The sequence below is a fragment of the Streptomyces sp. NPDC028928 genome (genome assembly GCF_055564915.1).
This window is the reverse complement of sequence record NZ_JBVHVI010000005.1, coordinates 216,618-242,419: the sequence shown is the minus strand read 5'-3', so window position 1 is coordinate 242,419 and position 25,802 is coordinate 216,618. Positions and strand designations below refer to the sequence as shown.

At 73.7% G+C, this 25,802-nt stretch carries 5 protein-coding genes; 1 reads left to right on the top strand and 4 read right to left on the bottom strand.

Annotated features, from left to right (window positions below):
- Positions 1-71 precede the first annotated feature (71 nt).
- Positions 72-581: a DinB family protein gene (locus ACZ4U1_RS14505; RefSeq protein WP_467903222.1), complete on the top strand. Its 510-nt coding sequence runs from the start codon at positions 72-74 to the stop codon at positions 579-581.
- Between the two features lie 53 nt (positions 582-634).
- Here ACZ4U1_RS14505 and ACZ4U1_RS14500 read toward each other — a convergent pair whose 3' ends face one another.
- The 4 genes from ACZ4U1_RS14500 to ACZ4U1_RS14485 form a co-directional block, all read right to left on the bottom strand.
- Positions 635-1,753: a DUF6183 family protein gene (locus ACZ4U1_RS14500; RefSeq protein ID WP_467903220.1), complete on the bottom strand. Its 1,119-nt coding sequence runs from the start codon at positions 1,751-1,753 to the stop codon at positions 635-637.
- 117 nt (positions 1,754-1,870) lie between these two features.
- Entirely contained in the window at positions 1,871-5,098 is a 3,228-nt protein-coding gene (gene fabD / locus ACZ4U1_RS14495) for an ACP S-malonyltransferase (protein WP_467903218.1), read from the bottom strand.
- Positions 5,095-23,082: an amino acid adenylation domain-containing protein gene (locus ACZ4U1_RS14490; RefSeq protein ID WP_467903216.1), complete on the bottom strand. Its 17,988-nt coding sequence runs from the start codon at positions 23,080-23,082 to the stop codon at positions 5,095-5,097. The genes fabD and ACZ4U1_RS14490 overlap by 4 nt, the downstream gene beginning before the upstream one ends.
- 71 nt (positions 23,083-23,153) lie before the next feature.
- Positions 23,154-25,793: a type I polyketide synthase gene (locus ACZ4U1_RS14485; protein WP_467903214.1), complete on the bottom strand. Its 2,640-nt coding sequence runs from the start codon at positions 25,791-25,793 to the stop codon at positions 23,154-23,156.
- Positions 25,794-25,802 lie beyond the last annotated feature (9 nt).

The window sequence follows — 25,802 nt, the reverse complement described above, 5'->3', positions numbered from 1 at the left end:
CCCATCCCGATCGACAGTGGGCGGGAGTGGATACTGGCCCTGACAGCAGGCATGGATGAAGGGTACGGCCAGTGACCAGCGACAACCGCATAGGACCGCCCAGCTTTGGAAGCGAACGCGAAATACTGCGGGCTTTTCTCGACTACCACCGCGCGACCCTCGCCATGAAGTGCGAAGGGCTTACCGACGAGGAGCTGCGGCAGCAGTCGATGCCGCCGTCCACGCTTTCGCTGCTCGGTCTGGTGCGGCACATGGCAGAGGTGGAGCGTGCTTGGTTCCGTCGTGTGTTCGAGGACAACGACGCGCCCATGGTCTGGTCCGACCGGATCGACTTCCAGGCGGCGTACGACGCGAGCGCGTCGACCAGGGAGGAGGCGTTCGCAGCCTGGGAGGCCGAGGTGGAGAACTCGCGCCGTGTCGAGCGGGAGGCCGCATCACTGGACCAGGCCGGGTACCAGCCGAGATGGGGCGAGGAGGTCTCGCTGCGGATGGTGATGGTGCACGTGCTCCTGGAGTACGGCCGCCACAACGGGCACGCGGATTTCCTGCGTGAGGGCATCGACGGAACCGTGGGCGCCTGAGTCCGTGCCGCGATGGGCCCCATCGCGGCCGTCCACCCCTTGAAACCGGTCATCTAGTCGGTGTCGGTCGCTGCCAGCACGGCTATCCGGCGGCGATCGGGGGAGAGCGCGGCCAGGCCGTAGTCGGAGCCGATGTCGTTGTGGAACCACTCCGCGTCGGCTTCGAAGTGGAACCACGTACTCTGCAGGGCCTGCCGCTCCACCTCCGGCGCGCTCGCGTCCGCCGGAGCACCGCTGAGGGCCGCCATCGAGCGCCATGCCCACAGCCTGCCGAAGGCACCGTGCACGCCCGAGCTGTGGATGCCTCCCATCGAGGCTGTTTCGAACAGCAGGTGCCAGACCTCCTTCATCGGGCGGACCGCGATCTCGAAACGATCCGTCGGACCGAGACCGTCCACGCAGGCCATGGGCAGGGTCGGCAGCAGGGCGGGCACCTGGTCGGGCGTGATGGCCTCGTCCAGCAGGAAGACCCAGGCTCCGCAGGAACCCCAGTCGCCTGCCTGCGGAGCGGCGACGATCGTCTCGTACACGTCGACCGTGGCGACGTCGTGGAGGGCGGACGGTTCCACCGAGCGTGGTGTGGGCGGGTCCATCCGGCCCGTGGCGGGCAGCTGGGACGACACTCCGCTGGCGGAGCCGCGCACGGAACGGCTGGGAAAACTCACGCCGGCTTCGAAGTCTCGGCGGTGTGCCGGAAGCCATGCCAGAGGGTGCCAGCCGGGTCGTACGAGAGTCCAGTCCCGCAGCGGCCCGCGGGCCTCGGTGTCCGCGCCGCGGAGCAGCAGTTCGTGGTAGAGGCAGGCGCGCAGTTCGTCCAGCTTCTTCCACTCACGCCGGTCGAAGACGGTGGCGACCAGGTCGGGGACCTGCTGATGCTCCGCGAGGAGCGAGGCGACGAAGGGAGTCCGCAGGTCGGGGCGCGTTCCCGTGGGAGGTTTGTCCTCAAGGAGCCGCAGCAGTTGTGTCAGGCTGTCGCGGCCGGGCGTGAGCGCCAGCACACGTATGACATGGGCGAGTTGGCGTTCGTACTCCCGCACCTGTTCGCAGGCGGCGGCATGCCGGTCCACCAGCTCTGACCCCAGCCTGCGCACGAACGCGACCTCACCTTGCGCGGCGCGCTGCTCGGTCTCGCCCCATACGAGGCGGGACAGACTCTCCTCGGTCTCTTCCATGATCCTTGAGCCTACGTCGACAGGCTGAGGGCGGCCGTCCCGGCCCGACACCGGGTCAGGGCATCGTGCTCTCGTCTCCGTAGGGGGCCGGCGCGCCGCGCCGGCCCTCCGGGAAAGCTAGGAGAAGGAGCGCAGGCGGGCCTCGATGTGCGCGGCGGCGCCCTCCATGAGGGTGTCGGCGATGGCCTCCACCGTACGGGCCCGCCAGGGCTCCAGGGACGTGCCGGCGACCACCTGGTTGAACGCCCCCATCGAGGGGCCGCAATGGACCAGGTAGTCCACCCGGGACCGCGGGTCGCCTGTCGTCGCGAGACGGAAGCCGCGGTCGAAGTAGCCGCGGAACAAGGCGGCCAGCTCCGCCTTCGGGTCCTGTCCGAGGGAGCCCGGCGGGACGGACACTCCCGCGAGGTACCGGTCGAGAACCTGACTTCTGGTCTCCTCGTCGAGTTCGGCGACGGACCCGTGGCGGCGCCAGAGTTCCTGCAGCTTCGCCGCCCTGGCCGGGAAGAACAGCCCACGCTTGAGGTACCGGGCCTGCACACCGAGTTCGAACATCTCGCCCCAGGGGGCCGTGTCCACGTCGTACTCGCGCGCCTCCTGCAGGATGTCCTTCACCTCCACGCTGGTCGCAGCCTCGACGGAACACTGGTTGACCGATCCGGTGAGCACGAACTCGGCTCCCAGCAGGAAGGCCGCCGCGACCGCCTGGGGAGTGCCGAGCCCGCCCGCGCAGCCGACGTGCACCCGGTGGCCGGGAAGGGCCTTCTCGTCCCGCAGGCGGAGGACCGTCGGCAGCAGGGTCGGCAGGTCGGCCGTGCTGCTCAGCCAGCCGCCGTCCGCCTCCACGCAGAGGTCGTCCGCCATGGGCCGCGCCGCGGCCGTGCGCGCCTCCGCCTCGGTCACCTCCCCCGCTTCGAGGAGCTGCCGCACCACACGCTCCGGTGGCGGGGCGAGGAACTCCGCGGCGACGTCGCTCCGGGACACCTTCGCGATGATCCGTCCGCCCTTGAGCCGGAACCGGACCAGGGCCGGCGTGATCAGAGGGAAGCCCGAGGCCTCGATCAGGTCCACCCCGTGGCGCAGAAGCAGGTCGACCAGTGCGGACTCCTGCTCCGGTGCCCCGTGCCGGTAGAGCAGGTTGACGCCGAAGGCACTGCCGAGTCCCAGTTCCCCGGTCAGCTCACGCAGGTGCCGGTCCAGTTCGCTGGTGCCGAGACCCCCGGTGCCCAGGAAGCCCACGAGTCCCGCCTTGGCCAGCGCCGTCAGCATCTGCTTGCCGGAGATGCCGCCGTACAGCGAACCGGCCAGATAGGCGCGCCGCAGCCCGTACCGTTCGCGGAAGCTCCGGGCCCCGAGGCCGTCGGCGCTCACTTCACGGCGCTCCGCCGCGGGCGTGGTCGTCGCGGTCACGGTGTCGCTGGTGGTGGTCGCGGTGGCGGTGCGGGGCGCCACGGGCGCGGGCGCCGCGGACGGTGCCGGAAGCGGCTCGGCAGCCTCCCTGATGCGGCTCACCAGCTTGGTGAGCACGCGGCCGGGGCCCAGCTCCACGAACTCGAAGTCGCCGTGTCCCATCAGGGAGCGCACCGTCTCGCTCCACCGGACCGGGGAGGAGATCTGTGCCGCCAGGGTCTCCTTGAGCGCCTCGAAGCGGTACGGCCGGGCGTCGGCGTTGGCCAGTACGGGGATGCCGGGCGCCCGCAGGGTGAACCCCTCGAGGAAGCGCGCGAACTCCTCGGCGGCTCCCCGCATGTAGCGGGAATGGAAGGGCGCGCTGACGTTGAGCCGGACCGCCCGGGCGCCCGCGGCCTCCACCGCGCGGCAGGCAGCGTCGATCTCATCGCCCGGACCGGACAGGACGAACTGGTCCATGGCGTTGTGGTTGGCCAGGTCCAAGCCGTCGAGGCCGGAGTCCGCGAGGACACGCATGACGGTGGCCTCGTCGGCGCCGACCACCGCGGCCATGGCACCGCCATCGGCGGCCGCCATCAACGCGCCGCGCCGCTGCACGAGCCTCAGCCCGGTCTCGAAGTCGAAGACCCCCGACGCGAACAGGGCCACGTACTCGCCGAGACTGTGTCCGATCAGGTAGTCCGCCGGTACCGGATCCTGTTCGACCCGCTCGAGGTAGGACAGGGCGCTCACCACGTAGAGCGCGGGCTGGGTGAACTCGGTGCGGCCGAGCCGGCGCCCGGGGTCCTCGGTGCACAGCTCCTCGATCGAGTACCCGAGCACCCGGTCCGCCGCCGCAGTCTGCTCGGGGAACTTCTCGAACAGGCCCTTGCCCATGCCCCGCTGCTGGGATCCTTGGCCTGGGAATCCGTAGACCTTCATGCGGTGTGCCTTCCTGGGTGTCTGTGGGGCGGCGAGCTGCTGGATTCTGGTCAGCAGGCCCGGGTCGTGTCCGAAGGGGCTGAGCAGGGGCAGGGACCGGGAGCGCGTCCCCGGCGGGAGGTTCTGGCGCACGAAGTTGTGCAGGGTGCCGGACGGGCCGAGGTCCAGGTAGAGGAACTCCCCCCGCTCCCGCATGCGGGCGATGGTGTCCGCGAACTCGATGGGTCGTCGGGCGACCCTCGTGAAGTGGTCCACGGTCGGCCGGTCCACCAGACCGCCGTCCACGCTGGACACCCACGGGATGCGCGGCGGTGCGAACTCCACGCCTGCGAAAGCCTGGTGACAACCGTCGAGAACCGGGTCCATCAGGCGGGAGTGGTAGCCGTACTCCACCGGCACGCGCTGGTGCACCACATCGGCGGCGCGCAGTGCGGACTCGGCGCGGGCCAGGTCCTCCTCGGTACCCGCGACCACGAAGTGGCCGGGGTAATTGCGGGCCGCGATGTCACAGGCCCGCAGGGCGGGGACGCGGTCGATCACCTCCGGCCCCGCGAGCACGGCCAGCATGCCGCCGCGGGGGCCCGCCCGCAGCGCGCCGGCCTGGCGGAGCAGCAGTCGCAGGCAGTCGGCCGGGGCGAGGCTGCCCGACACGACGGCCGCCGTGTACTCGCCGAGGCTGGCGCCCAGCAGGTAGTCCGGCTCGATCCCCGCGGCCCGCAGGGTCTCCGCCAGCGCCAGCTCGATCATGACGATCGCCGGGTGGGTGATCCCGGTCTCGGTGAAGGGTTCGTTCTTGCGTCTCGCGGGGTCGAAAACACGTGCCAGCACCGACTCCCCGAGCTCCTCCGCGACCGTGGCGTCATGGCGTCGCAGCGCGGCACGGAACACCGGGTCGGCGTCGAAGAGTTCCTGGCCCATCCGGTAGTACTGGGAGCCCTGGCCGGAGAACATGAAGACGACGGGCAGTGTCCCGGTGCCCGAGCGGCGGTCGCCGTAAGGGGTCGGCTTGCTCATCGGTAGCTCTCCCAGAACAGTCCCGCGGCCGGCACGGGACCCGCGCTGACCGGATCGCCGCTGACCGGGTCGGCTGTCGGCGCGGTACCCCGGAGGACGAGTCGCCGGTTCAGCACGGGCTGCGGCAGCGGGGCGCGGGTGGGGCGGGGGCCGGCCGGGGCGGGCGCGAGCAGCACATGGGCGTTCGTGCCGCCGTCGGCGAAGCAGTTGAGGGCGGCGACCTCGGCCGCGTCCGGCCAGGGCCGCGGCTCCCGTGGGAAGTACAACGGCGAGGCGGCCAGGTCGAAGTGCTCCAGCGGCTCCTGACCGGAGCGGAACGGCACCTGCTCACGGTGGTGCAGCATGAGGACGACCTTGATGAACGCCGCGATGCCCTCCGCGGCCAGCGGGTGGCCGATGTTCGGCTTGATCGAGCCGAGGGCGACCGGCTGGGCCGAGCCGGAGCGGTAGACCGCCTCCACCGCCTTGAGTTCGAGCAGGTCGGTGACGGTCGACCCGGAACCGTTGGCCTCGACCCACCCGACGTCGCCCGGGGTGTGGCCGCTGCGGGCCAGCGCCTCGGCCATCACCTCCTTCTGCGCTTGCAGGTTGGGGGTCGCCGGGCCCGCCGTCCGGCCGTCGTTGTTGATCGCGATGCCCCTCACGACGGCGAGCACCCGGTCCCCGTCGGCCTGCGCCCGGGTCAGCGGCTTCAGCACGACGACCCCGACGCCCTCGGCGAGCACCAGCCCCGCCGCCCGGCGGTCGAACACATGGAACTCGGCTCCGGGATTGAGCAGCCCGCGCCGCCCGAACACCTGGTGCGCACGGTCGTCCGCCAGCAGGCTCACCCCCGCGACCACGGCCGCCTCGATGTCCCCGGCGCGCAGTGCCTGCACGGCCATGTCCATCGCCACGAGGGACGAGGAGCAGGCGGTGTCGATCACCACGCTGGGCCCGCGCAGGTCGAAGAACTGCGAGACGTTCGCGGCCAGGTAGTTCTGGCCGGTGACGACCACCGGGTTCTTCGCCCGCTCCAGCCGGGTGGGATCCGGCGTGTGGGTGGCGCGCCCCCCGACGTACACACCGATGCGGCGGCCCTTGAGTTCGGCCGGCCGGTAGCCGGCCTGGTGCGTGGCGGCGTTCACCTCCTCCAGCAGGAGCAGCGCCTGCGGGTCCATGGCCGCGGCATCCGCCTCGGGCAGCAGGAACGCTTCGGGATCACAACGCAGTACGTCGTCCAGCAGCCCCGCGTGGTGGTCGACAGGCCGGCCGAAGAGCGTCTCGGGGACGGGGCGCAGGGCCGAACGGCCCTGCCGCAGCAGCTCCCAGTACGCGCTCGGGGAACCGGCGCCGGGGAACCGACAGGACATACCGACCACGGCGATGTCCTCGGTGGCCCCGGCGGGGCGCCGGGTGGCCGACGGCGCGGGGGCCGCCGGCCCGTCGGCGCCCTCGCGCGGGACGGCGGGTGCCGGGGCCGGTGCCCGGTCGGGGGGCGCGGCCCCGTCGGTGACGGGCTCCGCGGGCTTCGTGCCGAAGGCGGCGACGAGTTCCTCGGGGTGCGCCTCGCCGAGGTGGGCGGCGAATTCGTCGATCGTCGGGTGCTCCAGCAGGGCCGAGGGGTCGACCGACACGTCCAGCCGTCGGGCGATCGTCTGCACGAGCTGCGAGACCATGATCGAGTCCACGCCGTAGTCGGCCACCGGCACGTCACCGGACAGCTTGGTCCGGTCGAAACGCAGGTCCTCGGCGAGCCGGTCGAGCAGCCAGGAAGCCGCCGCGCCGACCGCGCCGGTGACCTGGGCGGGGCCCGCGTCGCGGGGCGGCACCGAGTCCGCGACCGGAGCCGGGGTCTGCGCGGCGCCTGCCTCGGCCGCCGGCGCCGGGGCCGGTGCCGGTGCCGCGTCCAGCCGACGGTCCGTCAGCCGTTCGGGACGCCAGTCGGCATCGGGGCGCACCACGACCGGCATGACCACACGGGCGCCGCTGCGCAGCGCGCGCTCCAGCAGCGCCAGTCCCTGTTCGTCGGAGAGAGCGGCCAGCCCCGAAGCCTGGTAGGCGGCGCTGCGCGCCTCCCCCATGCCGGTCTCCTTCCAGCTGGGCCACTGCACGCTGACGAGGGGCAGCCCGTACGGCCGCGCCTCGGCGACCGCGTCCAGATAGGCGTTGGCCATGGCGTAGTCGCTCTGGCCGACCGCCAGCGCGGGCACCGTCGCGGCGACCGACGAGTACAGCACGAACAGGCTCAACGGCTCCTCGCGGAAGCATTCCACCAGCGCGTCGAGGCCGAAGATCTTGGGGCCGAGCACCCGGGCGATGCCGTCCTGCGGCTTGCGGACGAACGCGGGGTTCTCGAAGTCGGTGAACCCGGCGCTGTGGACGACTCCGCCGACCGGCCCGAGTTTCTGTTTCACGTCCGCCAGAACCTTGGCCAGGGCCTCCCGCTCTTCCAGCGGTACGGCGACGACCTCCAGCTCCACCCCCTGCTCCGCCAGCTCGGCGAGCGGGCGGAGCTTGCGGCCGAGAGCGGTGTCCGCGGAGATGTGCGCGGCCCACTCGGAGCGGGGCGGGAGTTCCTCGCGGCCGGTGAGGACCACCTTGCGCACACCGTGCCGGGCGACGAAGTGCCGGGCGGTGAGCAGCCCGATGCCTCGGGTACCCCCGGTCACCCAGAGGACGTGCCCCGCGGGGAACCGTATCTCCCGGTGGTCGGGCCCGTCGACCGGTTCGCGCAGTACCGCGCGGTGCCGGAGGCCGTCCCGGTAGGACACCTCCGCGTACTCCGCCTCGGCGCGCAGTTCGTCGACCGTCCAGCGGCACACCTGCTCGTCGGTGGCGTGCTGTCCGACGTCCAGGTGCCGGGAACGGACGTGGCGGTACTCGCTCTGGAGCATCCGGTAGAGCCCCACGCGGGCCGCGCCGCCGAGTCCGGCGGCGCCGTCGGTCCCGGCCCGGGTGCCACGGGAGACCAGCAGGGCGCGCAGGCCGCCGCGGCTGTGCTCGACGGCGTGCTGCATCCAGCGCAGCCACACGGGCAGCACCGAGTGGGCGGACGGCAGGGCGGGATCGGCGCAGCCGGCCAGGTCGACCACCGCGTCGAAGCGGTCCCAGCGGGTGCCGGCGGCGGCGAGGTCCGCCGCCATCCGGTCGTGGTCGAGCATCTCGGCGCCGGGCAGCGCGGCGGACAGGCGGGCTGCCAGGGCCTCGGTGCCCGGCACGGTCAGCACGGCGGTCCGGACGGGCGGGGCGGTGCGCCCGTCCGGTTCCGCCGGGACCCAGTGCCGGGTCAGCAGCAGCCCGTCTCCGGCCATCCGGTCACCGTCCTGGCGCGCCAGTTCCTCGTCGGCCGCCGCGAGCCATACCCGTTCGCCCAGGAAGGGATAGCCCGGCAGTGACACGCGGGCCGGGCGGCCGGCCGGGTGCAGGGCCGACCAGTCCACCCGCTGCCCCGAGCACCAGGCCGCGGCGCAGGCGGCCGGCCCGGGGGCGGCAGGCGGCTCGCCCGCGATCGCCCGGCGCGGGTCGACCACACCGGTCCAGCTGTCGGCCGGGGTGCCACCTGCGGCGAACTCGTCGAGGCGCGCGATCAGTTCCGGCAGGTCCCGGAAGAGGACGGCGAACCGGTGGGCCATGGCCTCGCGGCCTGTCTGGAGCGTCCAGGCGACCTCCTCCGGCGCCGACGCTGCGCCCTCCGCGCGCAGATGTGCGGCGAGGCGGCGCGCCTGCTCCGTGAGCCGGTCGGCGTCCCGCGCGGACAGCACGGCCAGCTGGGCACCGGTGGCTCCGGGGCGGGAACCCCGGTTGTCGAGGTACTCCTGGAGGACGATGTGCGCGTTGGTGCCCCCGGCACCGAAGGAGCTGACGCCCGCGGTCCTGGGTCGCACCGTGCCGTCCGGGTCGACGCGGCGCGGCCACGGGGCGCGTTCGCGCTGCACCCGCAGGGGGGTGGCCGCGAAGTCGATATTCGGGTTGAGCCGGTCCGAGTGCAGGGAGGGCACCAGCTCGCCGTGCCGCATCTGGAGCAGCACCTTGGTGATGGCCGCGATCCCCGCCGCCGACTCGGCGTGCCCGATGTTCGACTTGACCGAGCCGATCGGCAGCCGCTCGGGGGCCTCGTCGCGGAAGGCCCGCAGCATGCCGGTGACCTCGACCGGGTCCCCGAGGGAGGTTCCGGTCCCGTGCGCCTCCACATAGTCCAGGTCGCCGGGCCGCAGCCCGGCCCGGTCCAGCGCGGCCCTCAGGAGGTCGCCCTGGGCCTGCGGGCTGGGGACGCTGTAGCCGGCGCCCGCCCCGCCGTGGTTGACCGCGGAGGCCTTGACCACCGCCAGGATCCGGTCGCCGTCGGCCAGCGCGGCGTCGAGGCGCTTGAGCAGGACGGCGCCGGAGCCCTCGGCGGGAACGTAGCCGGTGCCGCCCTCCCCGAAGCTGCGGCAGCGGCCGTCCTCGGCGAGGAAACCGCGCTGCGCGAGCTGCAGGAACTTCACCGGGTGGCTGGAGATGTTGACGCCGCCCGCGACCGCGACGTCACAGTCGCCGTCGCGGATGGCCTGGCACGCCTGGTGGACGGTGACCAGCGAGGAGGAGCACATCGTGTCCAGGGCGACGCTGGGCCCGGTGAAGTCGAAGAAGTACGAGACGCGGTTGGCCACGGAGGCGTACGACGAGGAGGTGGCGAAGCCCTTGCCGCGCAGCGCGTCCTGCACCCCGTACAGCTGGTAGTGGCCGTACATCATGCCCACGAACACACCGGTGCGGGTGCCGCGCAGCTGCTCGCGGGTACAGCCCGCGTCCTCCAGCAGATGCCAGACGGTCTCCAGGAACACCCGCTCCTGGGGATCGGTGTGCTCGGCCTCGATCTGTGACATCCGGAAGAACAGCGGATCGAACCGGTCGGCGCCGCGGACGAATCCGCCCCACTTGCCGTAGGTCTTGCCGAAGACGGACTTGTCCGCGTCGTAGAACCGGCTGTGGTCCCAGCGCTCGGCCGGGATCTCCTCGATGCTGTCCCGGCCCGCCCGCAGGTTCCGCCAGAACTCGTCCACGTCGTCGGCCTGCGGGAAGCGTCCGGCGACGCCGATGATCGCGATCTCGGCGCCGGCGGTGCCGGGCCGCGCGGGTGCGGTGCCGGTGGTGGCCTCCGCGGCGGGGGCGGGCCCGGTGGTGCGGACGGTGGTGGCGGCGAACGCGTCGGGGTGCGCCTGGGTGAGGTGTTCCGCCAGCTCGCTCACGGTCACGTGCTCGAAGAGGAGGGTCTTCGACAGGGGGCCGACGTGGTCTTCGAGACGTCGTATCAGGCTCATGGTGATCAGGGAGTCCACACCGTAGTGGTCGAAGGGCTCCGTGACGGTGATCTCCGTCTCGGGCAGCTTCAGCTCCTCGGCCAGCAGGCGCAGGACCAACTGCTCGGCGGTGACCTTGCCGCCGGCCGGGTCCGTCGCCGGGGCGGTGGGCCGCGGTTGGGGGGCCGGCGTCGTCGGGCCGGCCGCGGAGGCCGGGGCGCCCGTGCGGAACGGCCCGCCGTCCAGGGCCGCCAGTGTCCTCGCCGGCTCACCGGGCGTGAGCAGGAGTCTGGGGGCGGTGCCGGCCAGGGCGCGCTGGAGGGCGTCCAGGCCGGCTTCGGTGGCCACCGGCCGCATGCCGAGCACCGTGCCCATGTACTCCTCGGCCGTGGCGTCGATGCGCATGCCGCCCTCGGTCCACACCGGCCAGGCGGCGGCAAGGGTGCGGCCCCGGCGCGTCCCGGCCTGGCGCCGCCGCTCGCGCAGTTCGGCGAAGTGGTCGAGGAAGGCGTTGGCGAAGGCGTAGTCGGTCTGGCCCGCGTTGCCGAACGCCGCCGCCGCCGAGGAGAAGGCCACGAAGTAGTCCAGGGATTCGTCCCGGGTCGCCTCGTCCAGCAGCACCGTGCCGTGCACCTTGGCGGCCAGCACGGCGTCCGCGTCCGCGCGGTCCTTGCCCCGCAGCAGACCGTCCCGCAGCTCACCGGCCAGGTGCAGGACGCCGCTCACCGTCCCGTGGGCGCGACGGGCCTCGTCGACCAGGGCGTGGACCGCGGCGGCGTCGGCGACGTCCGTCGGCACCACCCGTGCGCCGATGGCCTCGATCCGGGCACGTGCCTCGGGGCCGGGAGCGGTCCGGGCCGCCAGGACGATCCCGCCGTCGAGGACACCGGCAGCGCGCCGGACGGCCGCGATGTGCTCGGCGACCCGTAGGCCCAGCGCACCGGTGCCCCCGGTGATCAGGTGCGCGCCGGTACCCGTGAACACGGGCCGCGCGGTGGGGAGGTCCACCTGCCGCCAGGCCCGGCAGGTCCGGCCGGAGCGGTCGATGCGCACCTCCGGGTCGCCACCTGCGCCGAGTTCGCCGACGACGGCGTCGGCGAGCGAGACGGCGTCCACGGCCAGGACGCCGAGGTCGACGGACGGGTGCTCCTGGCGTACCGAGCGGGCGAACGCGGCCATCGCCGGGTGAGCCGGTGAGGCGGCCGGTTCCTGATAGGCGTACAGGTAGCGCAGGGCGCCGCGCCGTTGCCGCTGCCAGGCCTGGAGGAAGGCGATCGCCGTGTGGAGACCCTGCTCCACCGCGCCGCCGGTGCCGGAGTGCTCACCGGCCAGGTGGACGACGTGCAGCGGCGCGGTTCCCTCGGTACGCAGGACGGCGTCGGCGTCGAATCCGGCGCCGAGTTCGATGCGCCGGTTCTCCAGCCCCGCGGCCGTGAGGGCGGCGCACACCGCGGTTCCCTGAGTGCCGGGGTCCAGCACCAGGACCCTTCCGTCCGGCAGGCGTCCCGCTCGCGGGGCGGGCCGCCAGAAGGGTTCGAACGCGGCCACGGCCTCGGGCGTGCGCACCGGCCGCAGGGTGAAGCCGTCGATCGTGGCGAGCACGGTTCCGTCGGCATCCGCGAGCGCGATGTCGAAGCAGAGCGTGCCGGCCGGAACGGTGCGCGCCGAGGGCGTGGCGTACGCGTACACCCGCTCCGGCAGCTCCGTGTGGAGCCGGACCGCCCCCAGGGAGAACGGCAGGTACGGCGCCGGCCGTGCGGGGTCGGCCGTGCCGGGTGCGAGCATCCCGGCCACCTGCAGGGCCGCGTCGAACAGGGACGGGTGGAACACGTAGTCGCCGGCGTCCGCACGGCGGTGGGCCGGCAGCCGCAGTGTCGCCAGGGCCTCGCCGTCGCCCAGGGTGACGTCCTCGATCACCCGGAAGCTCGGGCCGTAGCGGAATCCGAGCCGGCCGAAGTCGTCGTAGCAGCTGTCACCGGTGCGTGTGCGCGGGCAGCGCGCCCGTACGGCCGTCAGGTCGATCCCCTGGCGCCGCGGGCCGGGATCGCCGAACAGAAGGGTTCCGCGCGCGTGTACCGGGGTGCCGTCCCCGGCGCCGCGCACCTCGAAGGAGGCCCCGGTGTCCTCCTGGGAGACCCGGACCACCAGGCGGTAGCCGCCGTCGGCGGGGAGCCGGACCGGGGCCGTCCAGACGAGGTCGTCGATCCCACGCACCCGGGCCCCGGCGGCGGCCAGTTCACCGGCCAGGCGCGCCATCTCCAGGTGGGCCACACCGGGCAGCACCGGCTCGCCGTCCACGACGTGGTCGCGCAGGAAGAACTCCTCTCCCACGAGCGTCTTGGCGAAGGCGTGTCCGCCGAAGGTGGAGACGTTGGCGTCGAGGAGGGACGGGTGCAGCCGGCCCGCGGGCCGCTCGGGTGCGGGCGTCGGCCCGGAGCCGGGCGCCACCCAGTGGCGGGGCCCTGCGAAGGGGTAGGCGGGCAGGTGCACCCGGCGGCGGCGCGCCCCCCGGTGCAGTACCTGCCAGTCGATGTCGGCGCCCGCCAGCCAGGCGTCCGCGGCCTCGTCGGCGTTCCCCGGCGCGACGGCGGCCGGCGGGGCCGGGCGGCCCTGGACGTGCGCGGTGCGCACGCCGGACGGCCGCCCGGACAGGTAGTTCTCCAGCTCGCCGCCGAGTTCGGCGGTGCTGTCGGCGACGACGGCGAGGCGGTGTGCCATCGGCTCCCGGCCGGTCTGCAGGGTGTGGGCCAGGTCCCCGGGCGGGACGTCCTCGTCCCGGATGTGGTCGGCGAGGCGCCGGGCGGCACGCCGTAGCGCCTGGGGGTCCCGGGCGGACAGCACGAACAGCTGCTCCTGGGCCGGCTCTTCGCGGGTGTCCGGCATGTGCGGTTCCTCCATCACGATGTGCGCGTTGGCCCCTCCGAAGCCGAAGGAGCTGACTCCGGCGCGACGCGGCCCTTCGGCGCCGGCCGTGTCGACCGGGCGCGGCCAGGGCCTGCGGGCGGCGGCCACCTCGAACGGGCCGCCGTCGAGTTCCAGGTAGGGGTTCTGCTCGCGGAAGTGCAGGTTGGCGGGGATGACGCCGTGGCGCAGCGCGAGCACGACCTTGAACAGGCCGGCGATGCCCGCCGCGGCTTCCAGGTGGCCGATGTTGGTCTTGACCGAGCCGATGACGCAGCCGGGTGCGGCTGTCGTCCCGCACTCCGCGCGCAGCCGGCGGAAGGCGGTGCTCAGCCCTGTGCTCTCGATCGGGTCGCCCAGGGCGGTGCCGGTGCCGTGCGCCTCGATGTAGCCGACGGTCTCCAGGGGTACGCCTGCCGCGCGGTAGGCCTCGACGAGCAGGTCGGCCTGGGCGTCCGGGCTGGGCGCGGTGAGCGAGGTGGTCCGTCCGCCGTGGTTGACCGCGACCGCCTTGATCACCGCGTGTACGGCGTCCCCGTCCCGCTCCGCCCGCTCCTGGGGCTTGAGCACGACGACGCCGGCGCCCTCGCCCCGTACGTAGCCGTCGGCCCTGCTGTCGAAGGCCTTGCAGCGGCCGTCGGGGCTGAGCATCTCGCCCTGGCTCAGTGCCTCGTACACGGCGGGCGAGAGGATCAGGCTGACACCGCCCGCGATCGCCAGGTCGCAGGTGCCGTCGCGGAGCGCGGCGCAGGCCTGGTGGACCGCGGTGAGCGAGCCGGAGCAGGCGGTGTCCACGGCGATGCTCGGGCCCCGCAGGTCCAGGATGTAGGAGATCCGGTTCGGGATGATCGACAGCGCCGCGCCGGTGAGCGTGTGCCCCTCGCTGTGCCGCCCGGCGGCCCGCTGCACCTCCACGTAGTCGGAGTTGGTGGCGGCGACGAACACGCCGACCCGTTTGCCCGCGAGTTCGGAGGGGCGGTAGCCGGCGTCCTCGATGGCCGACCAGACGACTTCCAGCATCAGCCGCTGCTGCGGGTCCATCAGTTCCGCCTCGCGCGGGGAGATCCCGAAGAAGGCGGCGTCGAAGCGGTCCACGTCCGGGAGGAAGCCGCCCCAGCGCGAGCGGGAGCGCGACTGCTCGCGCCAGTCCCACCGGTCGGCGGGGATCTCCTGGATCAGGTCGTCCCCGGCGACCAGGTGGTCCCAGAACTCCTTCAGGTCGTGCGAGCCGGGGAGCCGGCCGGCCATGCCGATGACCGCGATGTCGTCCCGGCCGGGCGCGGCCGGCGGCGGCGCCGGCTCCTCGCGGCCGGCGTCCTCGGCGGGCCGGTGGACGGCGGTGGCGGGCACAGGGGCGGTGCCGAGCCGTGCGGCCAGTGCGGCGGGGTGGTGCTCCCACAGGTGTTCGGCGAGCGCGGCCAGGGTGCCCTTGCGGTAGAAGAGAGTCGGGTACACCTCGATGCCGTAGGCCTTGCGCAGCTCGGCGCTCAGCTCGGTGAAGGTCACCGAGTTCATGCCGACTTCGCCGAGCGGTGTGTGCGCGCCGATCTCCTCGGGGCGCAGTCCCGTCAGCCGGGCGACCGTCCCGGCGAGTGCGGCCGTCAGTGCCTCGCTGTGGCCGGCGGGTTCGGCGGGGTGCCCGGGGGCGCCTTCGGGGGCGGCGGCCCCGAAGCGGGCGCGCAGCTCCGGCAGGGGCAGTGCCGCGAGCGTGGCCCGGTCCACCTTCTCGTTCAGCGTCCGGGGGAAGCCGGTGACCCGGACCAGGGCGTCGGGGACCATGTGGTCGGGCAGCCAGGCCGCCAGGTCCTCCCGGGTCGGCTCGGCGGCCCCGTCCGCGAGCAGGTAGCAGCCCAGCAGGGAGTGCCGGCCGGCGCCCTGGCCGCGTGCCACCACCACGGCGTCCAGGATCCCGTCGAGCCGGCGCAGGGTCGCCTCGATCTCCTCCAGCTCGACCCGGAAGCCGCGCACTTTGACCTGGGAGTCGATGCGTCCCAGATACTCGATCCGCCCGTCGGCGAGCCGTCGGACCAGGTCACCGGTGCGGTACATGCGCGCGTCGGGTCCGTCCCCGAACGGGTCGGGCAGGAAGCGCTCCGCGGTCAGGTCCGGGCGGCCCAGATAGCCGTCGGCGACGCCGTGGCCACCGATGTACAGCTCGCCGGCCACGCCGGCCGGGACGGGCCGGCGCGCGCTGTCGAGCACGTGCAGGCGGGTGTTGGCGATCGGCGTGCCGATCGTGACCCGGTCGCCGGGGCTCAGCCGGCTCACCGCGGACCAGATGGTGGTCTCGGTGGGCCCGTAGAGGTTCCACACCTCGCGGCTGCGGGCCAGCAGGGCCTGCGCGGTGTCGGCGGGCAGTGCCTCGCCGCCGCACAGGACGGTGAGGCGGGGGTCGCCCTGCCAGCCGGCGGCGAGGAGCATGCTCCAGGTCGCCGGGGTGGCCTGGATCACCGTGGCCGCGCTGCGCTCGACGGCCTCCCGCAGCCGCAGCCCGTCCCGGGCGGTCTCGGTCGGCAGCACCTCCACCGTACCGCCGGTGATCAGCGGCAGGTACAGCTCCAGTCCGGAGATGTCGAAGCAGACGGTGGTCAGGGCCAACAGGGTGTCCCCGGGCCCGAAGCCGGGCTCGCGCCTCATCGACCAGAGGAAGTTGGTCAGGGCGCGGTGCGGGACGCGGACACCCTTGGGCCGGCCGGTCGAGCCGGAGGTGTAGATCACGTACGCGGTGTCCGACGGGCCGGCGGTTCCCGGCGAGTCCGCCGCGGGAGGCTGCTCGTCGCCGTCGACGAGCAGCCGGGGCACCGCCCCGTACCCGCCTTCGATGCCGGAGTGCGTCAGCATCAGGTGCAGCCCGGCGTCCTCGGCCATGTAGGCGAGCCGTTGCCGCGGGTACGCGGGGTCGAGCGGTACGTAGGCGCCGCCGGCGGCCTGCACCGCCAGCAGGGCCACGGGGAGATCGGCGTCGCGGGGCAGGAGGACCCCGACGGTACGGCCCCGGCCCACGCCGGCGGCGGTCAGCCGGGCGGCGAGTTCCCCGACCCGCTCCATGAGCCGGCCGTAGGTCAGTTCGGTGTCACCGTGCCGGACGGCCACGGCGTCCGGGCGGGCCTCGGCCTGTCGCCGCACCAGCTCCCAGACCAGGGTGTCGGCCGGGTACTCGGCGACGGGCGGCGGGGCGAGCAGCGCCCGCTCGGCGTCGGTGAGCAGGTCGAGCTGTCCGACCTGGACGTCGGGTGCCGCCACGGCCGATGCCAGCAGCGTCGTGAAGTGGTCGCCGAGCCGCTCCACGGTGACGGCGTCGAACAGGTCGGGGTCGTACTTCAGCGAGTAGCGGCAGCCGTCGGCCTCCTCGACCACCTCCAGGGTCAGTTCGAACTCGCCCTCCTGGTGGATGCCCGGCACGTGGCCGCGCACCAGGCCCTCGCGCTGGGTGCCGCGGGTCCAGTTCTGGAAGTAGAAGGCGACGTTGAAGGGTGCGGCCGGGGCGGCGGGGTCCTGGCGTTTCAGTTCCTCGGCGAGGGTGATCAGCGGGTACGCGCCGTGCTCCAGCGCTTCGAGGACCGTGCGGCGCACCCGGTGGAGCAGGTCGCGGAACGTCTCCTCGCCGTCGATCCGCTCGGCCAGCACGACCATGTTCATGAAGTAGCCGAGCACGTCGTCATAACCGTCGGCGGGACGTCCCGCCGTGGGGGTGCCGACGGCGATGTCGGACTGGTCGCTGTAGCGGTGCAGCAGCGCGAACCAGCCCGCGAGCAGGACACCGAACAGGGAGGTGCGCTCCGCCGAGGCGAGCGCGCGCGCCTGTTCCGCCACGGCGGCCTGGATGCGTCCGTCCACACTGGCGCCCCGGAAGCCGGGGACGGCGGGGCGCGGCCGGTCGAGCGGCAGGGGCACGGTGGTCTGCCGGCCGCGCAGCCGTTCGGTCCAGTAGGCGCGCAGGCGCCGGCCCTCGGGGCCCGTGAGCAGGTCGCGCTGCCCACGGGCGAAGTCGGCGTACGTGCGGGCGGGGCGGTCGGAGGGCAGCAGCCGGCCGGCCCGGACGGTGTGGTAGCCCCGTTCCAGTTCGGCGAGCAGCAGGGCGATGGACACGCCGTCGAAGACCAGGTGGTGGAACGTCAGCAGCAGTGCCTGGCGGCCGTCACCCAGCGTGTAGAGCGTGGCCCGCACCAGCGGACCGGTCCCGAGGTCGAAGGCGCGGCGCAGGTCGGCGCGCATACGGTCCCGGAGGTCCGGTTCCGCGACGGTGGTCAGGAAGACCTGCTGGAAGGGGAGTTCCGGTTCGGCGGTGACACGGATGACCGGCCCGGCCTCGTCCGCCCCTACGGTCGCGCGCAGTTCCTCGTGCCGGTCGAGCAGGTCCTGCAGGACCACCCGCAGGGCGAGCACGTCGACGTCCGGGTCGAGCCAGAGGGCGAGCGGCAGGTTGTAGGCGTAGGTGCCGGGGGCGATCTGCTCGATCACCCACAGTGCGCGCTGTCCTTCCGACAGTGGATGGGTCGTCGCCACGAGGTCGTTGCGGGGCCGCAGGACCAGCTCGGCCGCGGCTGCCGCCGGGAGCGGCGGGGCCTGGTCCACGGCGCCGGAGGGGCGGGCCGGCGCGGGGAGTGCCGCGGCGGCGGACGGGGACCCGGCGGCGGGCGGGGACCCGGCGGCGGGCGGGGACCCGGCGGCGGCGCCGGCGAGCCGGCCGGCGGCCAGGTGGGCGGACAGCTCGCGCAGGGTCGGGCGTTCGAAGAAGTCACCGAGCGGCACGGTGACGCCGAAAGCCTCGTCCACGGCGGACACGATCTTCATGCCGCTGAGCGAGTCGAACCCGTAGTCGGCCAGGGGGCGGTCGGGATCGATCCGCTCGTCCAGGCCGAGGATCCGCTCGACCAGCTCGCTCAGCCGTTCCGCGACCGCGTCGGCTCCGCCGCCGTCGGTGGGGTCGGCCGTGGTCGCGGGGGCGGGCGCGGGGCCGTGGGCCGGTGCCGCGCCGAGCACCACCCCGTCGCTCTCCGCGACCAGCACGGTCTGTCCCAGATCGGTGTGCTCGCCGCCGAGGGTCCGAACCGGTGTGTAGCCCTCCTCGTGCAGCAGCCTGAGCCAGCCTTCCGGTGAAGCCAGTGGTGAGTCGGGCAGGCGCAGTTCGGCGTCGTCGAAGAGCCACCAGCCCTCCAGCACGCCGCCGCCGACGGTGAGCAGCGGCCGCACCGTGGTCAGCTCGTTGAGCACCAGCCAGCCGCCGGGCTTCAGCAGCGCCTTCGCCTTGCGCAGGGTGGCCCGCAGGTTCCTGGTGGCGTGCACCACGTTGGTGGCCAGGACCAGGTCGGCGCGGGCCGGTTCGAAACCCTGCTCGGCGAGTCCGCGCTCCAGGTTGAGCACCTCGAACCCGGTGAACGGGTAGCGGTCGGCGAAGCGTTCGCGGCCGTGGTCCAGGAAGCGCGGCGAGATGTCGGTGAACGTGTACCGGACCCGGTCCGCGTGGCCGGCCAGCTCCGGCAGGACCCGCTCGCTGGTGGCCCCGGTGCCGGCCCCCAGCTCCACGACGCGGATCGTGTCGCCCTTCGGCAGCCGGGGCAGCCGGAGGTCCAGGAAGCAGCGGACGGTGTCGCGCACCAGCAGGTTGAAGGAGTCGGTGAGCGGATTGCCCTTGTAGAAGTTCTGCACCAGCTTCATCGAGGAGCCGGGGAACATGATCTCGGTGGCTCCGACCTCGCCCCGCAGGATCCTCGGATACGCCTCCAGGAACAGCCGGTTGAGGGTGATCGTCGGCTCGATGTCCGGGTAGGCGGTGGCGAGTCTGTCGAACTCGGCGTCCGACCGTACCGCCGGCTCGCGGACCGTCGCGTCGACCTCGGCGGTCGTGGTCACCCACTCGCCGTCCCGGATCAGGAAGCCGGCCTCGGCCAGGATGTTGAGCAACGCCCGGTGGAGCCGCTGGAACTTGTCGAGGATGCGGAGCCGGGTACGCAGTTCCTCGCACCGGTGACGCTCGCCGGGCCGCGTGAAGACACCCATCCGCTGGTAGACGTCCAGCAGCAGGGGCGCCGAGACGGCCTCCAGCTCCCGGTAGCCGGCGAGGACCTGGAGGGCCGCGTCGTCGGCGCCGCTGCCGGCGCCCGGTCGGAGCGGGGCGTTCGCGAGGGCGGCCGGGTGGCCGCCGCCGAACCGTTCGCCGTCGCAGGCGGGGTCGTGGCCCATGGCCTCCAGCGCCCGGCGGCCGGCCCGGATCGGCATGACCTGCGGCAGGCCGCTGCCCAGGATGCGCCGGACCGCGGCGATGCCCTCGGCGGCGCTGAAGCCGTCGATGCCGAGTCCCTGGAAGATCTCCGCCAGGCCGGGCCGGGCGCCGGAGCCGATCAGGCCCCAGTAGCCCTGGTTGACGACGGTGACCGGGTACGGCAGCCGCTCGCGCAGGAACAGCGCGTAGGCGTCCTCGGTCGCGGAGGCGCAGATGTACGCGCCGTTCCCGGCGAAGCTGCCGAAGGAGCCCGCCGACGAGAAGTAGGCGAGGAAGTCCAGCGCTTCGCCGGCGACGGCCGCGGCCAGCGCGGCCGCTCCCTCGGTCTTGACCCTGGTCGCGGCGGTGAAGCGGGCCTCGTCGAGTGCGGTCAGCGGGTGGTTGTCGAAGATCATGGCCGCGTGCACGACGCCGTGCAGTGCGCCGAAGCGGTGGTGCGCCTCGGCCACCGCCCTTGCCAGGTCGTCGACGGAGCAGGCGTCGCCGCGCACATGGGCGACCTCTCCCCCGTGGGCCCGGACGTCGTCCGCGGCGGCTCGCTGCTCGGGGCCGAGTTCGCCCCGGCTGAACCAGACCAGCCGCGCCCGGTGTCGCCGGGCCAGGTGCCGGCTCAGCTCCAGCCCGATGCCGCCGGTACCTCCGACCAGCAGGTAGACGCCGCCGTCCCGGAACACCTCGGCGGTCTCCGGCAGGACGACCTTGCCGAGCCGGCGGACGTAGCGGACCCCGCCGCGCAGGCACACGGTGCGGCCGGTGCCATCGAGCGGCTCGGCAAGGATCGCGTCCGCCAGGGCCTGGGCCTGCTCGGTGCCGGCCACCTCGGCCGAGGCGAAGTCCAGCGCGGCGACCCGCAGTCCGGGGCGCTCCTTCGGCGCGACCTGGAGCAGACCGTGCAGGCCTGCGCCGAAGGGGTTCTGTGCCGTGCTGCCGGCGACGGTGTGCACATCGCTGGTGACGACGAGGATCCGGTCCGCGCCGCCGTCGCGCAGTACGTGGAACAGGGAGAGCGGGCCGTGCCGCAGGTGTTCCGCCGCCTGCGCGGTGCCGACACCGTCGGTGATCCTGGCCCCTACCCCGCCCAGGTGGAGGACCAGGTCGGCGCCGGAGACCCTGGGCAGCCAGGCCGGTACGGCGTGTTCGTCGATCCGGACCAGTTCCACCGCGGCGTCCGGGCAGCGGGCCGCCAGCGCCTCGCCGAGCCAGACCGAGGCGCCGGTGGCCAGGACGACGACCCGGCCCGTGACGGGGGGCACCGGTCCGCCGTCCGGTGTCCGCGTCCGTGTCCACACCGGGCGGTAGAAGTCCGGAAGGTTGCGCTCCGCGGCCTCCGCGGCCTCCGCGGCCTCCGGGGCCTCCACGGTCTCCGCGGTCTCCGGGGCCTCCGCGGCCTCCACGGTCTCCGCGGTCTCGGGGGCGGATGCGCCGGCGGCCGCGGGCGGCGACGGGGCTGTGGGCGGCTGGGGAATCCAGTAGCGCTTGCGGGCGAACGGGTAACCGGGCAGCTCGATGCGGCGGGCGGTGGCGGAGGTGATCCGCTGCCAGTCCACCTCGGCCCCCCTCACCCAGTGCTCGGCCACCGCTGCCAGGTCGCGCCGGTCGAGCGCCTGCTCCAGTGCGGCGGCCTCCTCGTCGGACAACCGCACCCGGGTGCGGGCACTCCGGCCGACGCTGACGCGTGCGCCGTCGTCGCCGGCGGCGTGGGCCGCGAGCAGCGCGGCGGCCTCGGCCACCGACCCCGCGACCAGGGCGAGCCGGAACTCGTAGGCGGTGCGGCCCGACTGGAGGGTGTGGGCGACATCGGCGAGCCGGGGCGCCGCGTCACCGGCCGCAGTCGCGGGCCGGCCGGCGGCCATCGCCTGCGCCACCGCGGCGAGGGTGCGTGCGGAGGTGGCGGCCGCGGGCAGGTCCGTGTCCGCCTCGGCGGCCAGCAGCGCGTGGAAGCGGGCGCGTTCCGCCACCTGGAAGCCGAACTCGGTGAGGTCGGTCCCGAGGTCCAGGTCGTGCGGTGCCACGCCGACCGTCTCGGCGGCCAGCCGCAGGACCAGCTCCTGGGCGGCGGCCAGCGCCTCCGGTTCGACCGTGTCGCGCGGGGCGGCCTCGCGGCGCAGGAACGCCGCCAGGTCGGCCGCGTAGGCGCGCAGGCGGTCCTCGCTCTTCGCGGACAGCACCAGCAGCTGCGGTGCCGTGTCCACGGCCGGCTCGGGCCCGCCCGTCGGCAGGTGCTCCTCCACGACGACGCAGGCGTTGGCGCCTCCCCCGCCGAAGGAGCTGACGACGGCGCGCCGTGGCAGCCGCTCGGGCCCTCCGTCCGCGCCGGCCGGCCCCGGCCTCGTCCAGGGCCGCAGCGTCTGTTGCACCTCGAACGGTGTGGTGGTGAAGTCGATCTCCGGGTTCCGGCGTGCCGAGTGCAGTGAGGGCACCAGCATCCCGTGCCGGAACTGCAGCAGCACCTTGGTGAGTCCGGCGATGCCGGCCGCCGACTCCAGGTGACCGATGTTGGACTTCACCGAGCCGACCGCGACGGTCGGCCGCTGCGCGCGCTGTTCGGGGTCCAGCCGGCCGCCGAAGGCCTCGACCAGGCCGGCGATCTCGATCGGGTCGCCGAGCGGGGTGCCGGTGCCGTGCGCCTCGACATAGCCGATGGTGTCCGGCTCGACGCCGGCGCGGCTGAGCGCGCCGCGGATCACCTCGCTCTGGGCGGCCGCGCTGGGCACGGTGTAACCGCCGGTCTTGCCACCGGAGTTGATGGCTGAGCCGCGGATGACCCCGAGGATCCGGTCACGGTCGGCGACGGCCGCGGCCAGGGGCTTGAGCAGTACGGCGCCCACGCCCTCGCCGTCGACGAATCCGTCCGCGCCGGCGCCGAAGGCCTTGAGCCGGTCGTCGTGCGAGATCATGCCGCGCTGCGCCAGGGTGCGCAGGTGCATGGGGTGCAGGATCAGGTTCACGCCGCCCGCGATCGCCGCGGCGCACTCGCCGGTCCGGAGGGACTCGCAGGCCAGGTGGATCGCGGTCAGCGAGGCCGAGCACGCGGTGTCCACGGCCATGCTCGGTCCGGTGAAGTCGAAGACGTACGACACCCGGTTGGCGATGGACCAGTGGTTGGAGTGGGCGTCGGTGGGCACGCCCAGCGCGTTGGCCTCACCGCCCATCCACTCGTAGTTGCTGTTCATCACGCCCACGAACACACCGACCGGCCCGCGCTGCGCGAGCCGGGCCGCCGGATAGCCGGCGTCCTCGAGCGTCGCGGCCGCGGTCTGCAGGAACAGCCGCTCCTGCGGGTCCATCGCCTCCGCGTCGGCCGGCGAGATCTGGAAGAACAGCGGGTCGAACTTGTCGACGTCGTCGATGAAGCCGGCCCACTTGCTGTAGCTCCCGTGCTTCCCGGCCGGGTCGAAGTGCGCGTCGGCGTCCCACCGGTCGGCCGGTACCTCCCGGATGCAGTGCCGCCCCGCGACGAGGTTGTCCCACAGCTCGCCGACCGTCCCGGCCGACGGGTAGCGGCCGGCGACACCGACGATCGCCACGTCCGTGCGCGCCGCGGCCGGGGCGGACGCCCGGTTCAGCAGGCTCAGCAGCAGCTTTCGCTTGTCGTCCACAGTTGCTCTCTCTCACAGGTCTTGGGGTCGGCCGCTGCGGGCCGGGGCGAACGACCGTCGGTACACCGGCCTCAGGCCGTACCGCCGTACCGGGCCGCGGCCCGTTGTGCTCGCCGGGAGGTCCGCACGGCGGACTCCTCCGGGCGTGTTGCCGGGGCGGACGCGAGGCCCATCAGCTCGGCGAGGTTGTCGACGAACGCGCGGATGGTCGGGAACTCGATGAAGGACGTGGCCGGGACGGGGAAGTCCAGTTCCTCGCTGAGCTTGGCGACGACCTCGATCAGCACGAGCGAGTCGAGGCCCAGGTCGAACAGGTTGGCCTCCAGGGCGGCACGCCGCGGGTCGCCGAGCACCCTGCCCACCTGCTCGACCACGAAGTCCGTGATCATCCGGACGTTCTTGGACGGGTCCTGCGGGTCGAACCGGCTGATGAGCCGGTCGGCGTCCTGCGGCGCGGCGGCGGTGGGGCGACCGCCGGGTTCCACCCAGTGGCGCCGCCGCTCGAACTGGTGCGTGGGCAGAGGGACGCGGCGGGGCTCGGTGTCCGCGTGGACGGCCGTGAAGTCCAGCGGCACGCCGTGCACCCAGGCCTGCCCGGCGAGGGTGAGCAGGTGGCCGAGACCGGCCGGGGCGTGGTCCTGCGGTGCCAGGCGGAGGAGGAGCCGGCCGGAGCCGACACGTGAGACGTCCGGCTCGCCCGGACCGCTGGAGTGCGTCCAGCTGCCGGCCAGCCGGCTCTCGTCCTCGGTCATCCACCGGCCGGTGGACGGGGAGAGGACCGGGATGCGCGGCGCCGCCATGCCGACCGGTGCGGTGCCCTCCGCCAGGGCGAGGGCCCGGGCGAGGGGCAGGGCCTCGGCGAGAGCCGCCGCCACCGCAAGACCGGTGCCGCTCGCCGCCAGACCCGAGGGTACGACGCCCCAGGCGAGGAGGGTGGTGGCGAGGGCGTACTCGTGTACGAAGGCGGAGAGCGTGCCCGGTCCGTCGAGCGAGCCGTCCGCCCCGGCGGACCGGCCCAGGGCCGCGGCGCAGGCGTCGACGGCGGACCGGTACCGAGGCACCGCCCCGTACAGCTCGGCGCGGTCCGCCTCGTCGGCTCCGGCGCCGGTCAGGACCAGGACGGGGCCGAGGGGCTCCCGGTCGTCGGCCGTCCCCCGCAGCACCCGCTCCTCGTCGCCGAGCGCGAGTGCCATGGCGGCGTCCCGGGCACTGCGGGCCACCAGCGCGAGCCGGTGCGCGTGGCCGCGCCGGCCGAGGCCGAGGGTCTGCGCGACGGCGCCGAGGTCGAGGTCGGGGCGCTGCTTGAGGTGGCGGGCCAGGGTCGTCGCAGCCCGCTGCAGCGCCTCCTCGGACCGGGCGGAGACGACCAGCAGTTCGCGTCCTCGTCCGGGCTGGGCGGCGGTGCGCGCGGGGGGTTCCTGGAGGATGACGTGCGCGTTGGTGCCGCCGATGCCGAACGAGCTGACGCCCGCTCGCCGGGGCCCGCCGGCCGTCGGCCACTCGGTGGTCTCGGTGTTGACGTAGAACGGACTCGCCGCGAAGTCGATCTCGGGGTTGGGCGAGGTGTAGTTGAGGCTCGGCACCAGGGTGCCGTGCTCCAGCATCAGCGCCGTCTTGATCAGTCCGGCCATGCCGGCCGCGGTGTCCAGATGTCCGATGTTGGTCTTCACGGAGCCGAGGGCACAGAATCCGGACCTGTCCGTGCCGCGGCGGAAGGCCTGGGTGAGCGCCGCGACCTCGATCGGGTCACCGAGCGGGGTGCCGGTGCCGTGCGCCTCGACGTAGCCGATGGTGTCCGGTTCGACGTCGGCGACCTCGTGGGCGTCGGCGATGACCTCGGCCTGCCCGGCGATGCTCGGGGCGGTGTAACCGGTCTTGTGGGAGCCGTCGTTGTTGACCGCCGAGCCCTTGATGACGGCGTGGACCCAGTCCCCGTCGGCCAGCGCGTCCTTGAGCCGCTTGAGGACGACCACGCCGGCGCCGCTGCCGATCACCGTACCCCGCGCCTCGGCGTCGAAGGCGCGGCAGTGGCCGTCCGGCGAGAAGATCATGCCTTCCTGGTACTGGTAGCCCTGGTTGGGGGGCGCCAGGTGCACCGCCCCGGCGAGGGCCATGTCGCACTCGCCGCCCAGCAGGCCGAGACAGGCGGTGTGGACGGCTACCAGAGACGTGGAGCAGGCCGTGTTGATGCTGATGCTGGGGCCGCGCAGGTTCAGCTTGTAGGAGACGCGGGTGGCGAGGAAGTCCTTGTCGTTGGCGAGCATCAGCCGGTAGTGGTCGACCGAGGAAGCGGCCCGGTACCGCTCGCCCAGGTTGTGCAGCAGGTAGGTGTTCATCCCGGCGCCCGCGTAGACACCTATGTGCCCTTCGGCGCGGTCGGGATCGTACCCGGCGCGTTCGAGAGCCTCATGGGCGCACTCCAGGAAGATCCGGTGCTGCGGGTCGAGGATCTCGGCCTCGTCATGGGTGAACTGGAACAGCTCGGAGTCGAACAGGTCCACGTCCGGAAGAGACTGGCCGGCCTTCACGTAACGCGGGTCGGCCAGCCGTGCGGCGGGTACACCGGCGGCGAGCAACTGCTCGTCGGTGTACCGGGTCAGGGTCTCGCGGCCCTCGCGCAGGACGTCCCAGAACCGGTCGGCCGTGTCCGCACCGCCCGGGAAGCGGCAGGCCATGCCGATGATCGCGACATCGGAGTCCGAAAAAGTCATGGTGATTCT